Here is a 17,295-nt window from a genome sequence, read left to right on the forward strand (position 1 = left end):
CCTATTTTATGATTCTATTTTCTTTATTTCAATGGTCCAAGATGAACCGACACCCACATTATAGGCCTTGGCAAAAGAACCTTGGTTGATAGCCAAACCTAAACGATAGAGAGAGTTGATGTAAAGGATGGGTTGCCCAATTCTCACATCTGCAAATGATTTGCCATAGACAACCTGATTTTGATAGACCAGCATATCAGCGTGATAGATAGTCACTTCAAAACGGTCACCAAATTCTGGTTCCAGTTTGTAAAACTCTTCTCGTGTGATAGAGGTCCAAAGCGAGCCGAAACGTACATCCAGAATATCAATAGCTCCCTTCACCAAATGGTCTTCAATGATGGTCTCTACGACTGGAAGCTCCACAATCTGATCCACACTGAGCTCTGGCCCCACTTCCTCAAAAGTAATGTGACCACTGGCTAATTTAGCTCCAGTATAAGCATAAACATCACGACCGTGGAAGGTATAAGAATGCTCTGTGTTTTGACGTCTATTGGCTACCTCAGAAATTTCACGAATGGCTACAATACCAACGTGTTTCTTAATAAAAGAAAGAGTCCCATTGTCTGGCGTGACAATGTATTGATTTTTTGCAGTCTTGGCAACCACACTCTTACGTTTTGATCCGACACCTGGATCGACAACCGATACAAAAGTCGTTCCCTCAGGCCAGTAATCCACCGTCTGAAAGAGACGATAGCTCCCCTCAAAAATATTATAAGGCGTGATATCGTGCGTCAAATGATGAATTTTTAAGGTTGGAGACTCTTCTAAAGCCACTCCAATCATAGCCGATACCGCACCATCAACCAGACCAAAGTCTGATTGTAATACCAGTAAATTATTATTCATTTTATCTCCTTGTATATCCTTTATCATACCATATTTCAGAGAAAGTCGCTAATAGCTATTTTAATTGATTAGGGTATAGTTTTACCTTATAGCAAATTTCCTACTAAAAGCTCTTGTTATTAGCTAGTAGGTGCATTTTTTCTTGAAAAAAGGTATGATAGTTACATCATGAAAAAGTAGGTTTTAATATGAAAATTATCCTTGTCGGAGGGGGTAAAGTTGGTTTTGCCCTCTGTCGCTCCTTGGTTGCAGAAAAGCATGATGTTTTGCTGATTGAGCAAGACGAAGCAGTCCTCAATCATATTGTCAATCGCTTTGATATCATGGGTATCCTTGGCAACGGAGCTGATTTTGCCATTCTTGAGCAAGCCAGTGTCCAAGATTGTGACATCTTTATCGCCCTGACTGAGTACGATGAAGTAAACATGATTGCAGCCGTTCTAGCTAAAAAAATGGGGGCTAAAGAAACCATCGTTCGGGTGAGGAATCCTGAATACTCTAATTCTTATTTCAAAGAAAAGAATATTCTCGGTTTTTCTCTTATCGTTAACCCTGAGCTCTTGGCCGCCCGCGCTATCGCCAATATCATTGACTTCCCCAACGCCCTATCTGTCGAACGCTTTGCTGGTGGACGCGTTAGCCTCATGGAATTTATCGTCAGATCCACTAGCGGTCTTTGCCAAATGCCCATTTCTGATTTTCGGAAAAAATTTGGCAATGTCATTGTCTGTGCGATAGAGAGAGAGCATCAAATTATCATCCCAAGTGGTGATATGACCATACAGGATAAAGATAGAATATTTGTCACCGGTAACCGTGTTGATATGATGCTCTTTCATAATTATTTCAAATCTCGTGCTGTAAAGAGCCTTCTCATAGTTGGAGCAGGTAGAATTGCCTATTATCTACTAGGGATTCTCAAAGACAGTCGGATCGATACCAAAGTCATCGAGATTAACCCTGAAAGGGCACGTTTCTTTAGTGAGAAATTCCCTAATCTCTACATCGTTCAAGGAGATGGGACAGCAAAAGATATCTTGCTAGAAGAAAGTGCCCAAAACTATGATGCAGTAGCAACCCTAACAGGAGTTGACGAAGAGAATATTATTACTTCTATGTTCCTAGATAGTGTCGGGGTGCAAAAAAATATTAGCAAGGTTAACAGAACTAGTCTCCTTGAAATTATTCATGCGCCTGATTTCTCAAGCATTATCACTCCGAAAATCATCGCTGTAGATACAATCATGCACTTTATTCGTGGCCGTGTTAATGCCCAATATTCAGACCTTCAAGCCATGCACCATCTAGCCAACGGTCAAATCGAAACCCTGCAATTCCATATCAAGGAAGCCAATAAAATGACTGCCAAACCTCTTTCTCAACTGAAATTGAAAAAAGGGGTTCTTATTGCAGCCATCATTCGAAAGGGCAAGACTATTTTCCCAACTGGGGAGGATATGTTGGAAGTCGGAGACAAGCTCCTAGTAACAACCTTGTTGCCAAACATCACCAAGATTTATGATTTGATTGCGAGGTAAGAAATGAATAAAAGTATGATTCGTTACCTCCTTTCAAAGTTACTTTTGATTGAAGCTGTTCTTCTCTTGGTTCCTGTTGCGATTGCTGTCTATTACCATGAGTCAAGCCAAGTCTTTACAGCCCTCTTTACGACAATTGGGATTCTCGTATTACTGGGTGGTTCAGGAATTTTACAAAAACCAAAAAATCAACGGATTTACGCCAAGGAGGGAATCTTGATTGTTGCCCTCTGTTGGATTCTTTGGTCTTTCTTTGGGGGGCTCCCCTTTGTTTTTACTGGGCAAATTCCCAGCCTTATCGATGCCTTTTTTGAGATTAGTTCTGGCTTTACAACTACTGGAGCAACTATTCTAAACGATGTTTCGGTTCTCAGTCGCTCCCTCCTCTTCTGGAGAAGTTTTACCCACTTGATTGGAGGGATGGGAGTACTGGTTTTTGCACTTGCTATTATGGATAATGCCAAAAACAGCCACCTAGAGGTAATGAAGGCTGAGGTTCCTGGCCCCGTATTCGGTAAGGTTGTATCCAAGCTAAAAAACACCGCTCAGATTCTATATCTCCTTTATCTAGCCCTCTTTTCCCTTTTTGTGATTATCTACTATCTAGCCGGTATGCCTCTCTACGATAGTTTTGTTATCGCTATGGGGACTGCAGGTACCGGGGGATTCACCGTCTATAACGACGGAATTGCCCACTATGGTAGCTCACTGATTACCTATCTAGTTAGTATCGGAGTTCTGGTTTTTGGGGTAAATTTCAACCTCTACTACTACCTCATGCTCCGTCGCGTCAAAGCCTTCTTTGGAGATGAAGAACTTCGTGCCTACTTGGTCATCGTTCTAATTTCTACAGGCTTGATCAGCCTCAATACCCTCTATCTCTACCCAGGATTTTCTAAGAGTTTTGAAATGGCCTTCTTCCAGGTTTCCAATATCATTACAACAACTGGTTTTGGATACGGAGATATTACCAATTGGCCCCTCTTCTCCCAGTTTATCCTCCTCTTTCTCATGGGAATCGGTGGCTCTGCTGGATCAACCGCAGGTGGACTCAAGGTTATTCGAGGCCTCATCCTTTCAAAAATTGCCAAAAACCAAATTTTGTCAATTCTATCGCCCCACCGTGTGTTGACCCTCCATGTTAATAAAACGGTTATTGACAAAGATACCCAGCATAAGATTCTCAAGTACTTTGTCATCTATGCTATGATTTTACTAGTACTCATCTTTATTGTCAGCCTAGATAGCAATGATTTCCTGGTTGTGACCAGCGCTGTCTTTAGCTGTTTCAATAATATCGGGCCTATTCTAGGAACCACTTCTAGTTTCTCAATCTTTAGTCCTATCTCAAAAATCCTCCTCTCCTTTGCAATGATTGCAGGTCGCTTGGAGATTTACCCAATCCTACTTCTCTTTATGAAGAGGACCTGGTCTAAGAGATAAAATAAAGCCACACCTTGTTTCTTACAAAGTGTGGTGTTTTTATTTTCATACTCTTCGAAAATCTCTTCAAACCACGTCAGCTTCGCCTTGCCGTAGGTATGGTTACTGACTTCGTCAGTTCTATCCACAACCTCAAAACAGTGTTTTGAGCTGACTTCGTCAGTCTTATCTACAACCTCAAAGCAGTGCTTTGAGCAACCTGCGGCTAGCTTCCTAATTTACTCTTTGATTTTCATTGAGTATTATTTTCAAATCCCCATCGCAAGTCAACAAGTATCTTTGAATCTCGGTCAGACATTTCAGTACCTGACTTAAGGCATTTAAAACCCCAAAAACAACCCTCAGCCAACTGACCGAGGGTTACTTATTTCATTATTCAAAAACTTAATTAGCTCAATGCATCCAATGCATCATCCATTGAAAGAACTTCGTGGAAGACACGTTGTGTCAATTCAGTTTTTTGTTCTGGAGTGAGGTATTTAGTGTTTACACAGTATCCAGAGATACGTACGATAACGTCTTCTCCTGACATGATCTTTTCGTAAACATCGTTCAAGTCCATAACGTTCAAGTTAACGTGTTGTCCACCGTTTTCGAAGTAACCATCAAGGATTGTTACCAAGTTATCAACTTGTTCATCACGAGTCTTACCAAGAGCACGAGGTGATACTTGAGTTGTCAATGAGATACCGTCAGCGGCATAACCGAAGTCAAGGCTAGCAAGTGAGTTCAAGTTTTGCAACCATCCACCTTTAGCTTTGTTAGATGGGTTAGCACCTGGTGAGAAGAATTCAAGTTTAGACAAGTTCACAGAACCATCTTCGTTGAGGTATACACCTTTGTGTACTGGTGAGTTACCAGTTTGTTTAGAGTAAGCAACGTTAGATGTGATTGTCAAAAGTGATACAGTAGCTTCTGCGTCTTTGTAAAGTTTGTGGCTACGTAGACGAGTTGTGTAAGCTTCAATCAACCATTCTGCCAATTCGTTTGAACGTGGATCATCTTCACCCCAACGTGGGTATTCACCGATTGTTTCGTAATCGTAGATGTAGCCATTTTCATCACGGATTGGTTTAACTGTAGCGTATTTGATAGCTGACAATGTATCAACAGTGTTCGCAAATCCACAGATACCAAATCCCATGTTTGCACGTTGTTTAGTTGGCAAGAAGGCCATTTGAACAGCTTCGTAGTTGTACTTATCAGTCATGTAGTGGATGATGTTCAAAGCATCTACGTAAGTGTCAGTCAACCAGTCAAGAGATTTTTCAAAGTTAGCTTTAACTGATTCAAATTCAAGAACTTCATCACGAATAGGATCGATGTCAAATACTTTGTAGTCTTTGTGAACATCGTCGTAACCACCGTTCAAACCAGTAAGAAGGGCTTTCAATACGTTTACACGTGCACCGAAGTACTGGATGTTGTGGCGTTGTTCTTCATTTTCTGGGTCAAGTGGAGACACACAGCATGAGATACAGCTCATTTCACCGTATCCGTCTTTAGCCATTGTTGTTACACCTTCGTATTGGATAGAAGAGTGTTTGTGGCTCATGTGCATACAGTAGCGACGGAAGTTGTATGGCAATTTGTCAGTCCAAAGAACTGTCAAGTTTGGTTCTGGTGAGTTACCAATGTTGTCAAGAGTGTTCAAGAAACGGTAGTCCATCTTAGTAACACGGTGACGACCGTCGTTACCCATACCAGCCATAGAAGTTGTGATGAAAGTTGGGTCACCTGAGTACAATTGGTCATAAGCTTTAGTACGAGCAAATTTAACTGTACGAAGTTTCATAACGAAATCATCAACAAATTCTTGGATTTCTGATTCAGTAAATGTACCACGAGCAAGGTCACGTTCTGCAAAGATGTCAAGCACGATTGGCACACGTCCTAGAGATGTTGCAGCACCGTTGATAACACGGCAGACAGCCATGAAGGCGATGTTCACCCATTGGATAGCTTCTTTGACGTTCATCGCTGGTTTGCGAACGTCAACACCGTAAAGGTCACCCAAGCGAACAACTTGTTGCAATGCTTGGTATTGAAGGTTTACTTCTTCACGAAGACGGATTGTTTCTTCATCAATTTCTTTAATTGCATTCCAGTCGTTTACTTTTTCTTGCATCAAGTAGTCTGCACCGTAAAGAGCAAGACGTGCGTAAACACCGATGATACGTCCACGTGAGTAAGCATCTGGAAGACCAGTTACAGTGTGAGCGTGACGAGCACGACGGATATTTGAAGTGTAAGCGCGGAAGATACCGTCGTTAACTGTTGTTACGTATTTAGTAAAAATTTCGTGAACAGCTGGATCTGGTTCGTATCCATTTTCTTTCAAAGTAGTTTCAGCCATACGGATACCACCTTTTGGCATGAAGTTCAATTTGAAGAGTTCATCGTTTTGGATACCATAGATAACTTCGTTTTCTTTGTCGATAAATCCTGCAGGGATATCAGCGATAGATGTTGGACGAGTGTCCATTGGGAAACGAGTTTCTTCGTAGTGAGCCTTAGTTTCTTCTACAATTTTTTTGATGTGAAGTGAACGTTCTGTTGGTCCTGCAAGGAAGCTTTCGTCTCCATCGTAAGGTGTGTAGTTAGCTTGTACGAAGCGTGATACACTTGCTTTTTCTTTCCAATCTACGCCTTTGAAGCCTTCCCAAGCTTTGTCAAAAATATCTTGTGCTTCAACAACTGTCTTAACAACCATGTTAATGTCCTCTTTTTTCTTTCTAGTAACAGTCATCTGTTACATTCATGAGACAAGTATACCACACAGTAACCGATTTCAACAAGTAACAAACCCCTGTTTTTACACTTTCTTTTCTAAAACAGTCTATATTTCGCCCTAAACTGTATTATATTTTTGAAAAAAATATACCCTTTTTTCCTTTTTTCAGAAAAAAGGGTATAATAAAAGAAAATAAGCTGTAAAAAAGGTGCTAGGCATGTTGATTTTTCCCTTATTGAATGATTTATCAAGAAAAATCATCCATATTGACATGGATGCCTTTTTTGCTGCGGTGGAAATCAGGGACAATCCTAAACTCAGAGGAAAACCTGTCATTATAGGAAGCGACCCTCGGCAAACAGGTGGACGGGGAGTCGTTTCTACCTGTAGCTATGAGGCACGAGCTTTTGGTGTTCATTCTGCCATGAGTTCCAAGGAAGCTTATGAACGTTGTCCTCAGGCCGTCTTTATCTCAGGGAATTATGAGAAATACAAGTCTGTAGGCCTCCAGATTCGAGCTATTTTTAAGCGCTATACAGATTTGATTGAACCTATGAGTATTGACGAAGCCTATTTGGATGTAACAGAAAATAAACTGGGGATTAAGTCAGCAGTCAAAATCGCTCGCCTCATTCAAGAGGATATATGGCAAGAACTTCATTTAACTGCTTCTGCCGGTGTTTCCTACAACAAATTCTTGGCTAAAATGGCTAGCGATTATCAAAAACCTCATGGTTTGACAGTGATTCTACCTGACCAAGCTGAGGATTTTCTCAAACAAATGGATATTTCCAAGTTTCATGGAGTAGGAAAAAAGACGGTGGAACGTCTTCATCAAATGAGCGTTTTTACCGGCGCTGATCTACTTGAAGTTCCTGAAGTGACCCTAATAGACCGTTTTGGAAGACTGGGCTATGACCTTTATCGAAAGGCTCGTGGTATCCACAATTCCCCAGTCAGATCCAATCGTATCCGTAAATCAATCGGGAAAGAGAAAACCTATGGAAAGATACTCCGTGCCGAAGAAGACATCAAAAAAGAGCTGACTCTTCTATCAGAAAGAGTCGCGCTCAATCTCAGTCAGCAAGAAAAAGCTGGAAAAATTGTCATTCTGAAAATCCGCTACGAGGACTTTTCAACTCTTACTAAACGAAAAAGTCTCGCTCAAAAAACACAGGATGCTAGTCAGATAAGCCAAATTGCCCTGCAACTCTATGAAGAATTAAGCGAGAAAGAAAGAGGTGTCCGCCTGTTGGGGATTACCGTGACTGGATTTTAAACCCTTGAGGGGAGCTTCATTAGTTTGAATCAAATGAGGTTGGAACAACAGCGTTTCAGCCTCATTCTGTTTTAGAAATAATGTTCAGAGCGTGATAGCTAATTACTAAAATAGTTCGAGGAACTACCTTAAATTGCTGACCAGCATTCAACAGGCTGTGCCAGCCTTATTCACATTTTAGACTCTAAAAAATCCTAATTCAAGAAAACTTCTTTCCCTCACCACTCTCTTGCTAGAAAACTGAATGTTCTTGAAAAATATAGTTTAGTTTGAATTCCTACCGCATTTTTACTGGGATAAATTCTATAATTTTCAAGAAATATTTCATCACTTCCCTAAAAAATAATATCTATAAGAGAAGGAACATTCCCACGCATATACTTGGACTACAATATTTTTTGACATTTTATTGATCAAAAAGCGCACTTGGTTTTAATTAAGTATTAACTCCAACACTTAAAACTAAGAATGTGAGACAGATTTCAAATAGTTCCTAGTAAAAAACTTTTTCTCATAAGTGGTAAGTGTTGACACCTTCATTTTTATTTGTTAAACTAAAAAACATAAAATACCGAATAGTCGGTTTTTAAAAGGGATTTAACATGAAAAAATCTATGCTAGAAAAAACAATCGATTATATTGCAAAACAAGATCAACGAGTACGTCAACAACAAATACGTCATCACGAAGCCATTAAAAAGCAAAGAATACAGCAAAAAGAACAGTTTTATCGATTAACACAAGGAGAGAGCGGTATCCGACATTCTCGTTTGGGAGTGAAATGTGGGTATGCTACAATTACTGGCGGGCTCATCACTACTTTGTTTAGTCCTTGGAATGGTTTAGGAATAATGACCATCGGTGGGATTACAGTTCTCTCAAACTTGTATCACATCAAACGTATAGAAGCAAAATTAAAAAAGTAGAGTGGTTTTCTTAAGAATGAGACTTGTTAGACTGCTCAAATATTACCTTTTCTTCTTTTTTTGATAAAATAAATTTAATAAAACAGAGAGAAGGAACTTAATGGTCGCAAAAACAGAAAAATCTCAAGCAATGATTGAAAAAATTTTATCAACAGCTTCACAGCTTTTTATTCACAATGGCTATGAAAAAACAAGTGTACAAAACATAGCGCAAACAGCTAGCATTTCAAAAGGGGCCATTTATCACCATTTTCAATCAAAAGATGAAATTTTTTTTGCAGTTTTAAAACAGCGTTATCAATTGATGGAAAAGGAATTGCTAGACTGGCTTGAATCCACCAGTCATTTAACTGGAAGAGAACAGCTCAAAGAAACCTTTCAGTTTAGTTTAAAAAGTCAGAAAACTAACTACGAAATGTTGAATCACGCACCTCTTGATGCGGAGTTCATGCTGACTATTATCCGTTACAATCTGCGTATAGGAACTCCCCTTATTGCAGATATTATAAAAAAAGGAATAGAAGATCAGTCCATCCACCCCATCCCCTTCCCTAATGAAGCGGCCGAGACAATCTTGCTTTTGACTAACTTTTGGGTTGAAGGGAGTATTTTTGAAAATTCTTCCGAAAAAATTGTCGATCGGATTTATTTTTTACAATTTATGCTTCAATCTATCGGACTGGATATTTTTGATGAATCTTTAATTCAAGAAATTTTAAGTCAATCAAATTAAATACCATCTTTTAGTTTACGTTTAAACCTGTGGACAAACGGAGGGCAAGACGACAGAATAACGCAATAAAATATAAACTAAACAATTATAAAAATAGGATAGTTTTCCAAATATTTTTTTGGCGAACTATCCTATTTTATTCTATTTTCAACTTATACAAATAAACGGACAAAGCTATAAAGTAGCAAGATACTACCAAGCACGATACGGTATTTACCAAAAAGGGTAAAGTCGTGTTTTTTCACATAGCTGGTCAAGAAACGAATAGCGACCATACTGACTGCAAAGGCTACTCCCATCGCAACCAAGAGCAAGAACAATTGCCCAAAGCTCAAGAGTTGTCCTGCTTTTACAAATTTGAAAATCTTTAAGGCACTAGCTCCAAACATAACTGGAATTCCAAGATAGAAGGTGAATTCCGTTACAACAGAACGACTGGTTCCATTCAACAAACCACCGACAATCGTTGCTCCAGAACGGCTTGTCCCTGGTAAAAGGGCAAGAACCTGGAAGAGACCGATATAGAAGGCTGTCGTATAAGGAAGTTTATCTAACTCTGTCACACTTGGCTCGATAGCACGCGCTTTATTGCGCTTTTCCAAATAGATAAAGGCAATCCCATAGATAATCAACATGAGAGCAACAGAAACCATGTTATGGAAATGGGTATCGAACCAATCATCAAACTTAAAGACGGCAAGTAAAGGCAAAGTTGCAATCAAGACCTTCAACCATAGTCTCCAAGTCTTACGAACTTCCTGCTTGTCCTTAGTCGGTTTGAAAGGATTGAGCTTATTAAAGTAAATGACCATAACCGCCAAAATCGCACCTAGTTGAATTACAACATTAAACATGGACATAAAGGCTTCGTTTTGATTTTGATATTGGATAAATTCCTCTGCTAAAATCAAGTGACCTGTACTTGAAATGGGCAACCATTCCGTAATTCCTTCAACAATCCCGAAGAAGATAGATTTTAAAATTTCAATAAGATACATAGATTACTCCTTTTTTTCTATCTTCCATTATAGCATATTTTTCAGCCTATGGCAGTTCTCTTTAAAAGGCTCCGATACTGCCGCCACCTCCGCCTCCAGAGAAGCCACCGCCAGAACTTCCACTTCCAGAAGATACGGAGTAGGTGCTTGCTGTATTTGCGACACTAGCATAATGGCTCATTTGCGCGCTTGAATGATAAAACATACTGTGCCAGCCATAAGCTACATAGAGATTGATATCTGGATTTTCTACTTGGATGTGATGAACCTTCATCAAATGGCTGACCTTGTCCGCATAGCCAAATAAGGTCGCATAGACCAAGAGGCGATTCCAGACCACAATGCTTTCCAGCTCAGCCTGATCCAATCGTGCAATCTCACGCAACATATTTTCAAAACTGGTCCAGAGATAGTAGACTTCTGCCCCTGCTTCATTTAGGACACCATCACGATTATCTAATCGAAGCTTCCAATAATAGAAAACAGCCAAAACCAAACCTAGAAAACCAAGTATTGGCAAAGGGAGGTAAAGATAGCCATAAACGTCCAAACTGTACAAGAATAGACCAAATCCGATAAATAATGGTAGGATAGTAGAAAGTCCCATCCCCACTTGCAAGACCTTTTCCAAACCAGTTAAAGGTCGATAGTAATCTGGGAGCCCCCAGAAGGAAACTCGATTTCGCACTCCTTCTTGCATCTCTTTTAATACTGCTTCGAAAGAAGATTTGAGCTGATTCCCTCTTGCTTGAATTCGTTTTTCATCAGAGGCTCTTGCCCCACGATAAAGACTATCAGATACCTTGTAATCCGCAAATAAATTTGAAAGAGTTGTTTCTTTTTTGCCTGAAAAGGCCAGATTTAGACAGTCTATCTCAAAACTTGACAAACCATCTTCTTTTACCAGCCTCAAACCAACTGCATCGCCTTCTGAAATGATAGAGACATTCCCACGGTCTATCACATCTAACAAGGTAGCTTGGACAAGTTGATCAAAAGTGAATTTACCAGCTCCTTTGGTTAGAGGATTCACTTCCTCTAAAGAGGTCGAGTAGACAGCCTCTGATAAAACCATAGGCTCTAATTCCATTGGTGGTTCATAGAGACGATGATTTTTGGCATATTTGACTGAAGGAGTGGTCTTTCTTCTATATATGAAATAGAAGCAGACGCTCAATAACAAGGATATAGAAAGTAGCAAAGGAAATACCCAAGTAAGGAGTTGTTTACTCTGATCTTTTTCTCTAACAATCGACTCTTCTATCTTATTAAATTCTTCTAAACGATTTCCTTTCAAGCCCTGATCCCTAGCGCTAGCAAAATCGGTCTGAGGCCAGTAGGCATGCAACTCAACTCCACGCTTAGCCGGCAGATTTTCCAAACGAATAGTATAATCAAGGTTACTCTTTTCAACCGTTCCCTCTCTAAAGAGTTTCCCTGTATGGAAAAAGAGTTTTTCAGCCCCCTTATCTCCCCTTACATGAAATTCAAACTTTCCAATAGCCCCTGAACTGTCTGTTAAAGGCTGCCAATTTAATTCAGCAATGTCATCATATAGAAAAAGCAAATTCTTTAAATTCCAGGTAAGGTCAACTTCAACTATGTCGCCATCTTGACCTGGATTATAAACTTTAACAGTATAACCATCTGCTCCTTCTATCACTTCGCTAGTAACATCTGTCAGTTCAGCACCATTTTTCGCAGCCTGAACCTTTGGATGAGGATCAATGTCAAATCCACTAGGCATCTTGCCAGCACGTCCAAGTCCCACGATTTGGCCCTTAAAGTCCTCCTCAAACTGGTAAACTATCTTCTGTCTAAATTCTGCTGTATTGTCTGCATGAATATACAAATCCCCTTGATAAGAGTTTATCTTGAAATCAATGGCAAAAACAGAGAATGGCAGAAGGCAAAACAAGCCTAACACTAGTAAGAAAAAAGTTTTTTTCATCAACTAAGCCCCCTTTTTATCTTTGCTATCATTATATCATTTTTTCTCAAGTAAGGGCTTACCTGTATTGAAAAATAGAGTTTTTTTCGATAAAATAGGAGACAGTTATTTTTTAATAGATTAGAAATAGGAGAAATCATGAGAAAAATATACTTATCTATTTTCACAAGTCTCTTGCTGATGCTGGGATTTGTTAATGTTGCCCAAGCCGATGAATATTTACGCATCGGAATGGAAGCAGCATATGCTCCCTTTAACTGGACTCAGGATGATGATAGCAATGGAGCTGTCAAAATCGATGGGACCAACCAGTATGCCAACGGATACGATGTTCAAATCGCCAAGAAAATCGCTAAGGACTTAGGTAAAGAACCTTTGGTTGTTAAAACCAAGTGGGAAGGTCTAGTCCCTGCCCTCACTTCTGGTAAGATTGACATGATTATCGCAGGTATGAGTCCAACTGCCGAACGCAAACAAGAAATTGCCTTTTCAAGCAGTTACTACACTAGCGAACCCGTTCTACTAGTCAAAAAAGATTCTGCCTACGCAAATGCTAAATCTTTGGATGACTTTAATGGTGCGAAAATCACTTCTCAACAAGGTGTCTACCTCTACGACTTGATTGCACAAATCTTAGGTGCTAAAAAAGAAACAGCTATGGGAGACTTCGCTCAAATGCGCCAAGCTCTTGAGGCTGGTGTCATCGATGCCTATGTTTCTGAACGCCCAGAAGCTCTGACTGCTGAAGCTGCTAACTCTAAGTTCAAGATGGTCCAAGTAGAACCAGGTTTCAAAACTGGGGAAGAAGATACAGCTATCGCCATTGGACTTCGTAAAGATGACAATCGTATTAGCCAAATCAATGCCAGCATCGAAACCATTTCAAAAGATGACCAAGTTGCCTTGATGGATCGTATGATCAAGGAACAACCTGCCGAATCTACAACAACTGAAGAGACTAGCAGTAGTTTCTTCAGCCAAGTCGCTAAAATTCTTTCTGAAAACTGGCAACAACTCTTGCGTGGTGCTGGTATCACTCTTTTAATCTCTATCATCGGAACCATCACAGGTCTCATTATTGGACTTGCCATTGGTGTCTTCCGTACTGCTCCTCTATCTGAGAATAAAGCCATTTATAGCCTACAAAAACTAGTCGGCTGGATCCTCAATGTCTACATTGAAATTTTCCGTGGTACACCTATGATTGTTCAATCGATGGTCATCTACTATGGAACTGCCCAAGCTTTCGGTATCAACCTTGATCGCACACTGGCTGCTATCTTCATCGTTTCGATTAACACTGGTGCCTACATGACTGAAATCGTCCGTGGTGGTATCCTAGCGGTTGACAAGGGACAATTTGAAGCCGCTACTGCTCTTGGTATGACCCATAACCAAACCATGCGTAAGATTGTCCTACCTCAGGTAGTCCGTAACATCCTACCCGCAACTGGTAATGAGTTTGTCATCAATATCAAAGATACATCTGTATTGAACGTTATCTCTGTTGTCGAACTTTATTTCTCAGGAAATACCGTGGCAACACAAACCTATCAATACTTCCAGACATTTACAATCATCGCCGTGATTTACTTTGTCCTCACCTTCACCGTAACACGTATCCTACGCTTCATCGAGCGCCGAATGGACATGGATACCTATACTACAGGTGCTAACCAAATGCAAACGGAGGATTTGAAATAATGACCCAAGCAATCCTTGAAATTAAACACCTCAAAAAATCCTACGGACAAAACGAAGTGCTAAAAGACATTTCTCTCACTGTCCACAAGGGAGAGGTCATCTCTATCATCGGAAGCTCTGGAAGCGGGAAATCGACCTTCCTACGCTCCATTAACCTACTTGAAACACCAACTGATGGACAAATCCTTTATCATGGACAAAACGTCCTCGAAAAAGGCTACGACCTCACGCAATACCGTGAAAAGTTGGGAATGGTTTTCCAATCCTTTAACCTCTTTGAAAATCTCAACGTTCTTGAAAACACAATAGTCGCTCAGACAACAGTCCTTAAACGTGAACGCACAGAAGCTGAAAAGATTGCCAAAGAAAACCTTGAAAAAGTCGGCATGGGAGAACGCTACTGGCAAGCCAAACCAAAACAACTCTCAGGTGGTCAAAAACAACGTGTGGCCATCGCTCGTGCCCTCTCCATGAATCCAGACGCTATTCTCTTTGATGAACCAACATCAGCTCTCGATCCAGAAATGGTTGGAGAAGTCCTTAAAATCATGCAGGAACTGGCCCAAGAAGGCTTGACTATGATTGTAGTGACTCACGAAATGGAATTCGCTCGTGATGTCTCTCACCGTGTTATCTTTATGGATAAGGGTGTCATTGCTGAAGAAGGAAAACCAGAAGACCTCTTCACCAATCCTAAAGAAGACCGAACAAAAGAGTTCCTTCAACGCTATCTCAAATAAAAAGAAAAGGCTGCATCAATCGTGCAGTCTTTTTGCTTGGTCAAAATGAAAAGGCAGACTCTACTCAAGAATCCACCATTATCCAAAGATTAATCTTCAAATTTTTCATGATTTTTTTCATAGAAATCAATTAAACCTAGAGCTGTTTCAAATGAAATATTTTTTACTTTCGCACGACCCTGCGCTAGAGCAATGATAGACATTTCACGCGCATTCGTTTCTTTAGAGATACGGTAGCCTGTGATTTTCTTATCACGAACCCAGCCAACAACTGATTCTACTTTTTCAAAGTTTGACTTAGCCATGTTCTTCTCCTATTTTCTTCTTTACGATATATTATTCTATACGTTTTTATGTCTTTTGTCAATAAAAAAACATATATTCAATAAAATAAATGATTTAGTTTTTTCTTACTTCTTTTTTAAAGCCGATAATATATAGGTTTTTAGTTGCTATAACCCATTAGTAAGCGCCCCAAAAACAATTGAATTATTAAACTTTAAATTCGCAAAAATATTCATCGAGAAAAAATACCAGTTTCTCAATAGGATAAACAGGAGTCATATTCTACATCTTCATTTTAATCTATAAGGTTGTCAAAGAGAATCTTCCTTTTCGGACTATCTCATATCTATTTTATCCTTTCTATTTCCTTTGGTTCCCTTCCTGTTACTATTTAACTTTTTTAACCGGTACAATTGACTTATCTCATCAAATTTTGCATATTCTTATAACACACCGCTATTACAATCAGCATTTAGAATAGCACTTCCTAGTATTCCAAATGTTCTACTCGCCTCATATTACTGCTATCATATACTATATTCAATCAACTCACCAAATCTACTTTATAAGCATTGATTATTTTTTCTAATTCCTATTATATTTAATCAAACTTAAAATTAGATATATATAAAATATGGTATTCTAAAAAATAACCCTATATATAACAAGTCATTCTTCTTTATTATTATAAGCTGAAATAAAAAATAATAGGTGCTATAGTGAGTTGTAGTAGAAATAGCACGATAGATTTCCTAAGTCCATAGGAATCGCCCCCTTTCTTCACCCTCATTATAACACCTATACATCAGTTGTGCAAATAATATGATATTTTTTTATTAGTCCTCAGACAAGCATATTATAGAGCGTTTCATTACCATTTAAGTTAATATAAGCTGGATCAAAACCTTCCATTCTACGGATCAAACCTGCATAATCATGCTTATCTGCTAAGGCAATCCCAATCAATACAGGCCCTGTACCCTTGCTAGCTCGTTTGATATACTCAAAACGTGTGATATCATCATTTGGCCCCAAGATATCATTTACAAACTCACGCAAAGCTCCTGGACGCTGTGGAAAATTGACCACAAAGTAATGCTTGATGCCATCATAAATCAAGGCACGTTCTTCCATTTCTGGCATACGGTTGATATCATTATTTCCTCCAGAAATGATACAACAAATGGTTTTCCCCTTGATATATTCAGCTAAAACCTCTAGAGAGGCGATACTAGCTGCTCCAGCAGGCTCTGCAACAATCCCTTGCTTAGAGTAGAGATCAATCAAAGTTTCAGAAATCAATCCCTCATCGACACCTACCAAAGTTTGAACATGTTGACGAGTTGCCTCATAGGTCAACTGACCTACCTTTTGTACAGCAATCCCATCCGCAAATTTGTCAATTTCTTTGAGTTTGACAGGCCCACCAGCTTCAAAGGCAGCCTTCATGGAACGTGCCCCATTAGCCTCTACCCCAATGACTTCAATCTCTGGACTTGTTTCCTTGATATAGGTAGAAACCCCAGCAATAAGACCGCCACCTCCAACAGGAACCAAGACAGCATCAAAATCAATCGATTCTTTTCGAGCTTCTTCTAAAATCTCATAAGCAACGGTCCCTTGACCAGCTTGAACATGGGCATCATCAAATGGATCAATAAAGGTACGATTTTCAGAAACTGTAAATTCTTGAGCTGCTTTAGCTGAGGCATCAAAGGTATCTCCAACTAGTTTAATGGTTACGAAATCCCCACCAAAAAAGCGAACTTGACCAATCTTTTGTTGCGGAGTGGTAATGGGCATAAAAATAGTAGCAGGAATCTTCATTTCATTACAAGTATAGGCTACTCCCTGCGCATGATTTCCCGCAGAAGCGCAGACTACCCCACGTTCACGCTCTTCCTTGCTGAGCTGGGAAATGGCATAATAAGCACCACGGATCTTAAAAGAACGAACACGCTGGGCATTTTCTTTTTTCAAATAAATCTTAGCACCATACTTCTCCGATAAATAATGGTCGTAATCCAGTGGGGTATTCACAACCACACCGTTCAAGACTTTATGAGCCTTGATGATATCTTTTGAACTTAACATCTTTTTCTCCTAGAC

General features: G+C 39.6%; 13 protein-coding genes. 7 read left to right on the forward strand and 6 right to left on the reverse strand.

The genetic code is table 11. The features are described from left to right. Positions 1-6: 6 nt before the first annotated feature. Positions 7-855: an S-adenosyl-l-methionine hydroxide adenosyltransferase family protein gene (locus tag HT731_RS02985; RefSeq protein WP_001063594.1), complete on the reverse strand. Its 849-nt coding sequence runs from the start codon at positions 853-855 to the stop codon at positions 7-9. Positions 856-1,043: 188 nt separating this feature from the next. Between HT731_RS02985 and trkA the strand changes: the two genes are divergently transcribed. Continuing rightward, positions 1,044-2,393, forward strand: coding sequence for a Trk system potassium transporter TrkA (gene trkA, locus HT731_RS02990; protein WP_061758868.1), 1,350 nt, complete (start codon positions 1,044-1,046; stop codon positions 2,391-2,393). A 3-nt stretch (positions 2,394-2,396) separates the two neighbouring features. Next, positions 2,397-3,836, forward strand: a complete 1,440-nt coding sequence (locus tag HT731_RS02995; protein ID WP_061758869.1) for a TrkH family potassium uptake protein — start codon at positions 2,397-2,399, stop codon at positions 3,834-3,836. A gap of 388 nt (positions 3,837-4,224) precedes the next feature. Here HT731_RS02995 and pflB read toward each other — a convergent pair whose 3' ends face one another. Then, a complete protein-coding gene (gene pflB, locus HT731_RS03000; RefSeq protein ID WP_173277712.1) occupies positions 4,225-6,549 on the reverse strand; it encodes a formate C-acetyltransferase in 2,325 nt (774 codons plus the stop codon). 238 nt (positions 6,550-6,787) lie between these two features. Between pflB and dinB the strand changes: the two genes are divergently transcribed. The 3 genes from dinB (at position 6,788) to HT731_RS03015 (ending at position 9,508) form a co-directional block, all read left to right on the forward strand. After that, the gene (gene dinB / locus HT731_RS03005; RefSeq protein ID WP_033680751.1) at positions 6,788-7,849 is read left to right on the forward strand and encodes a DNA polymerase IV; all 1,062 of its coding nucleotides are present in this window, start codon (positions 6,788-6,790) and stop codon (positions 7,847-7,849) included. Positions 7,850-8,451: 602 nt separating this feature from the next. After that, positions 8,452-8,775, forward strand: a complete 324-nt coding sequence (locus HT731_RS03010) for a hypothetical protein (protein WP_061758870.1) — start codon at positions 8,452-8,454, stop codon at positions 8,773-8,775. 100 nt (positions 8,776-8,875) lie between these two features. Continuing rightward, the gene (locus tag HT731_RS03015; protein WP_061758871.1) at positions 8,876-9,508 is read left to right on the forward strand and encodes a TetR/AcrR family transcriptional regulator; all 633 of its coding nucleotides are present in this window, start codon (positions 8,876-8,878) and stop codon (positions 9,506-9,508) included. Between the two features lie 152 nt (positions 9,509-9,660). On the opposite strand, the gene HT731_RS03020 is transcribed toward HT731_RS03015, so the two are convergent. Together HT731_RS03020 and HT731_RS03025 are read right to left on the reverse strand one after the other, a co-directional pair. After that, positions 9,661-10,506: an undecaprenyl-diphosphate phosphatase gene (locus tag HT731_RS03020; RefSeq protein ID WP_173277604.1), complete on the reverse strand. Its 846-nt coding sequence runs from the start codon at positions 10,504-10,506 to the stop codon at positions 9,661-9,663. A gap of 61 nt (positions 10,507-10,567) precedes the next feature. Next, entirely contained in the window at positions 10,568-12,457 is a 1,890-nt protein-coding gene (locus tag HT731_RS03025) for a DUF2207 domain-containing protein (RefSeq protein WP_061758873.1), read from the reverse strand. Between the two features lie 138 nt (positions 12,458-12,595). Between HT731_RS03025 and HT731_RS03030 the strand changes: the two genes are divergently transcribed. Both HT731_RS03030 and HT731_RS03035 read left to right on the forward strand, forming a co-directional pair. After that, a complete protein-coding gene (locus HT731_RS03030) occupies positions 12,596-14,161 on the forward strand; it encodes an ABC transporter substrate-binding protein/permease (protein ID WP_061758874.1) in 1,566 nt (521 codons plus the stop codon). Further along, on the forward strand, positions 14,161-14,901 hold the full coding sequence (locus tag HT731_RS03035) for an amino acid ABC transporter ATP-binding protein (RefSeq protein WP_033680755.1): 741 nt from the start codon (positions 14,161-14,163) through the stop codon (positions 14,899-14,901). Before HT731_RS03030 ends, HT731_RS03035 begins: the two co-directional genes overlap by 1 nt. Positions 14,902-14,990: 89 nt before the next feature. Here HT731_RS03035 and HT731_RS03040 read toward each other — a convergent pair whose 3' ends face one another. Both HT731_RS03040 and ilvA read right to left on the reverse strand, forming a co-directional pair. Further along, positions 14,991-15,206 carry a hypothetical protein gene (locus tag HT731_RS03040; protein WP_001130036.1) on the reverse strand — a complete coding sequence of 72 codons (216 nt, stop codon included), beginning with the start codon at positions 15,204-15,206 and terminating at the stop codon, positions 14,991-14,993. An 823-nt stretch (positions 15,207-16,029) separates the two neighbouring features. Continuing rightward, positions 16,030-17,280: a threonine ammonia-lyase IlvA gene (ilvA, locus tag HT731_RS03045; RefSeq protein ID WP_000952975.1), complete on the reverse strand. Its 1,251-nt coding sequence runs from the start codon at positions 17,278-17,280 to the stop codon at positions 16,030-16,032. Positions 17,281-17,295 lie beyond the last annotated feature (15 nt).

Origin of the sequence: Streptococcus sp. k-163, assembly GCF_013277555.1 — a bacterium.
GTDB lineage: Bacteria > Bacillota > Bacilli > Lactobacillales > Streptococcaceae > Streptococcus.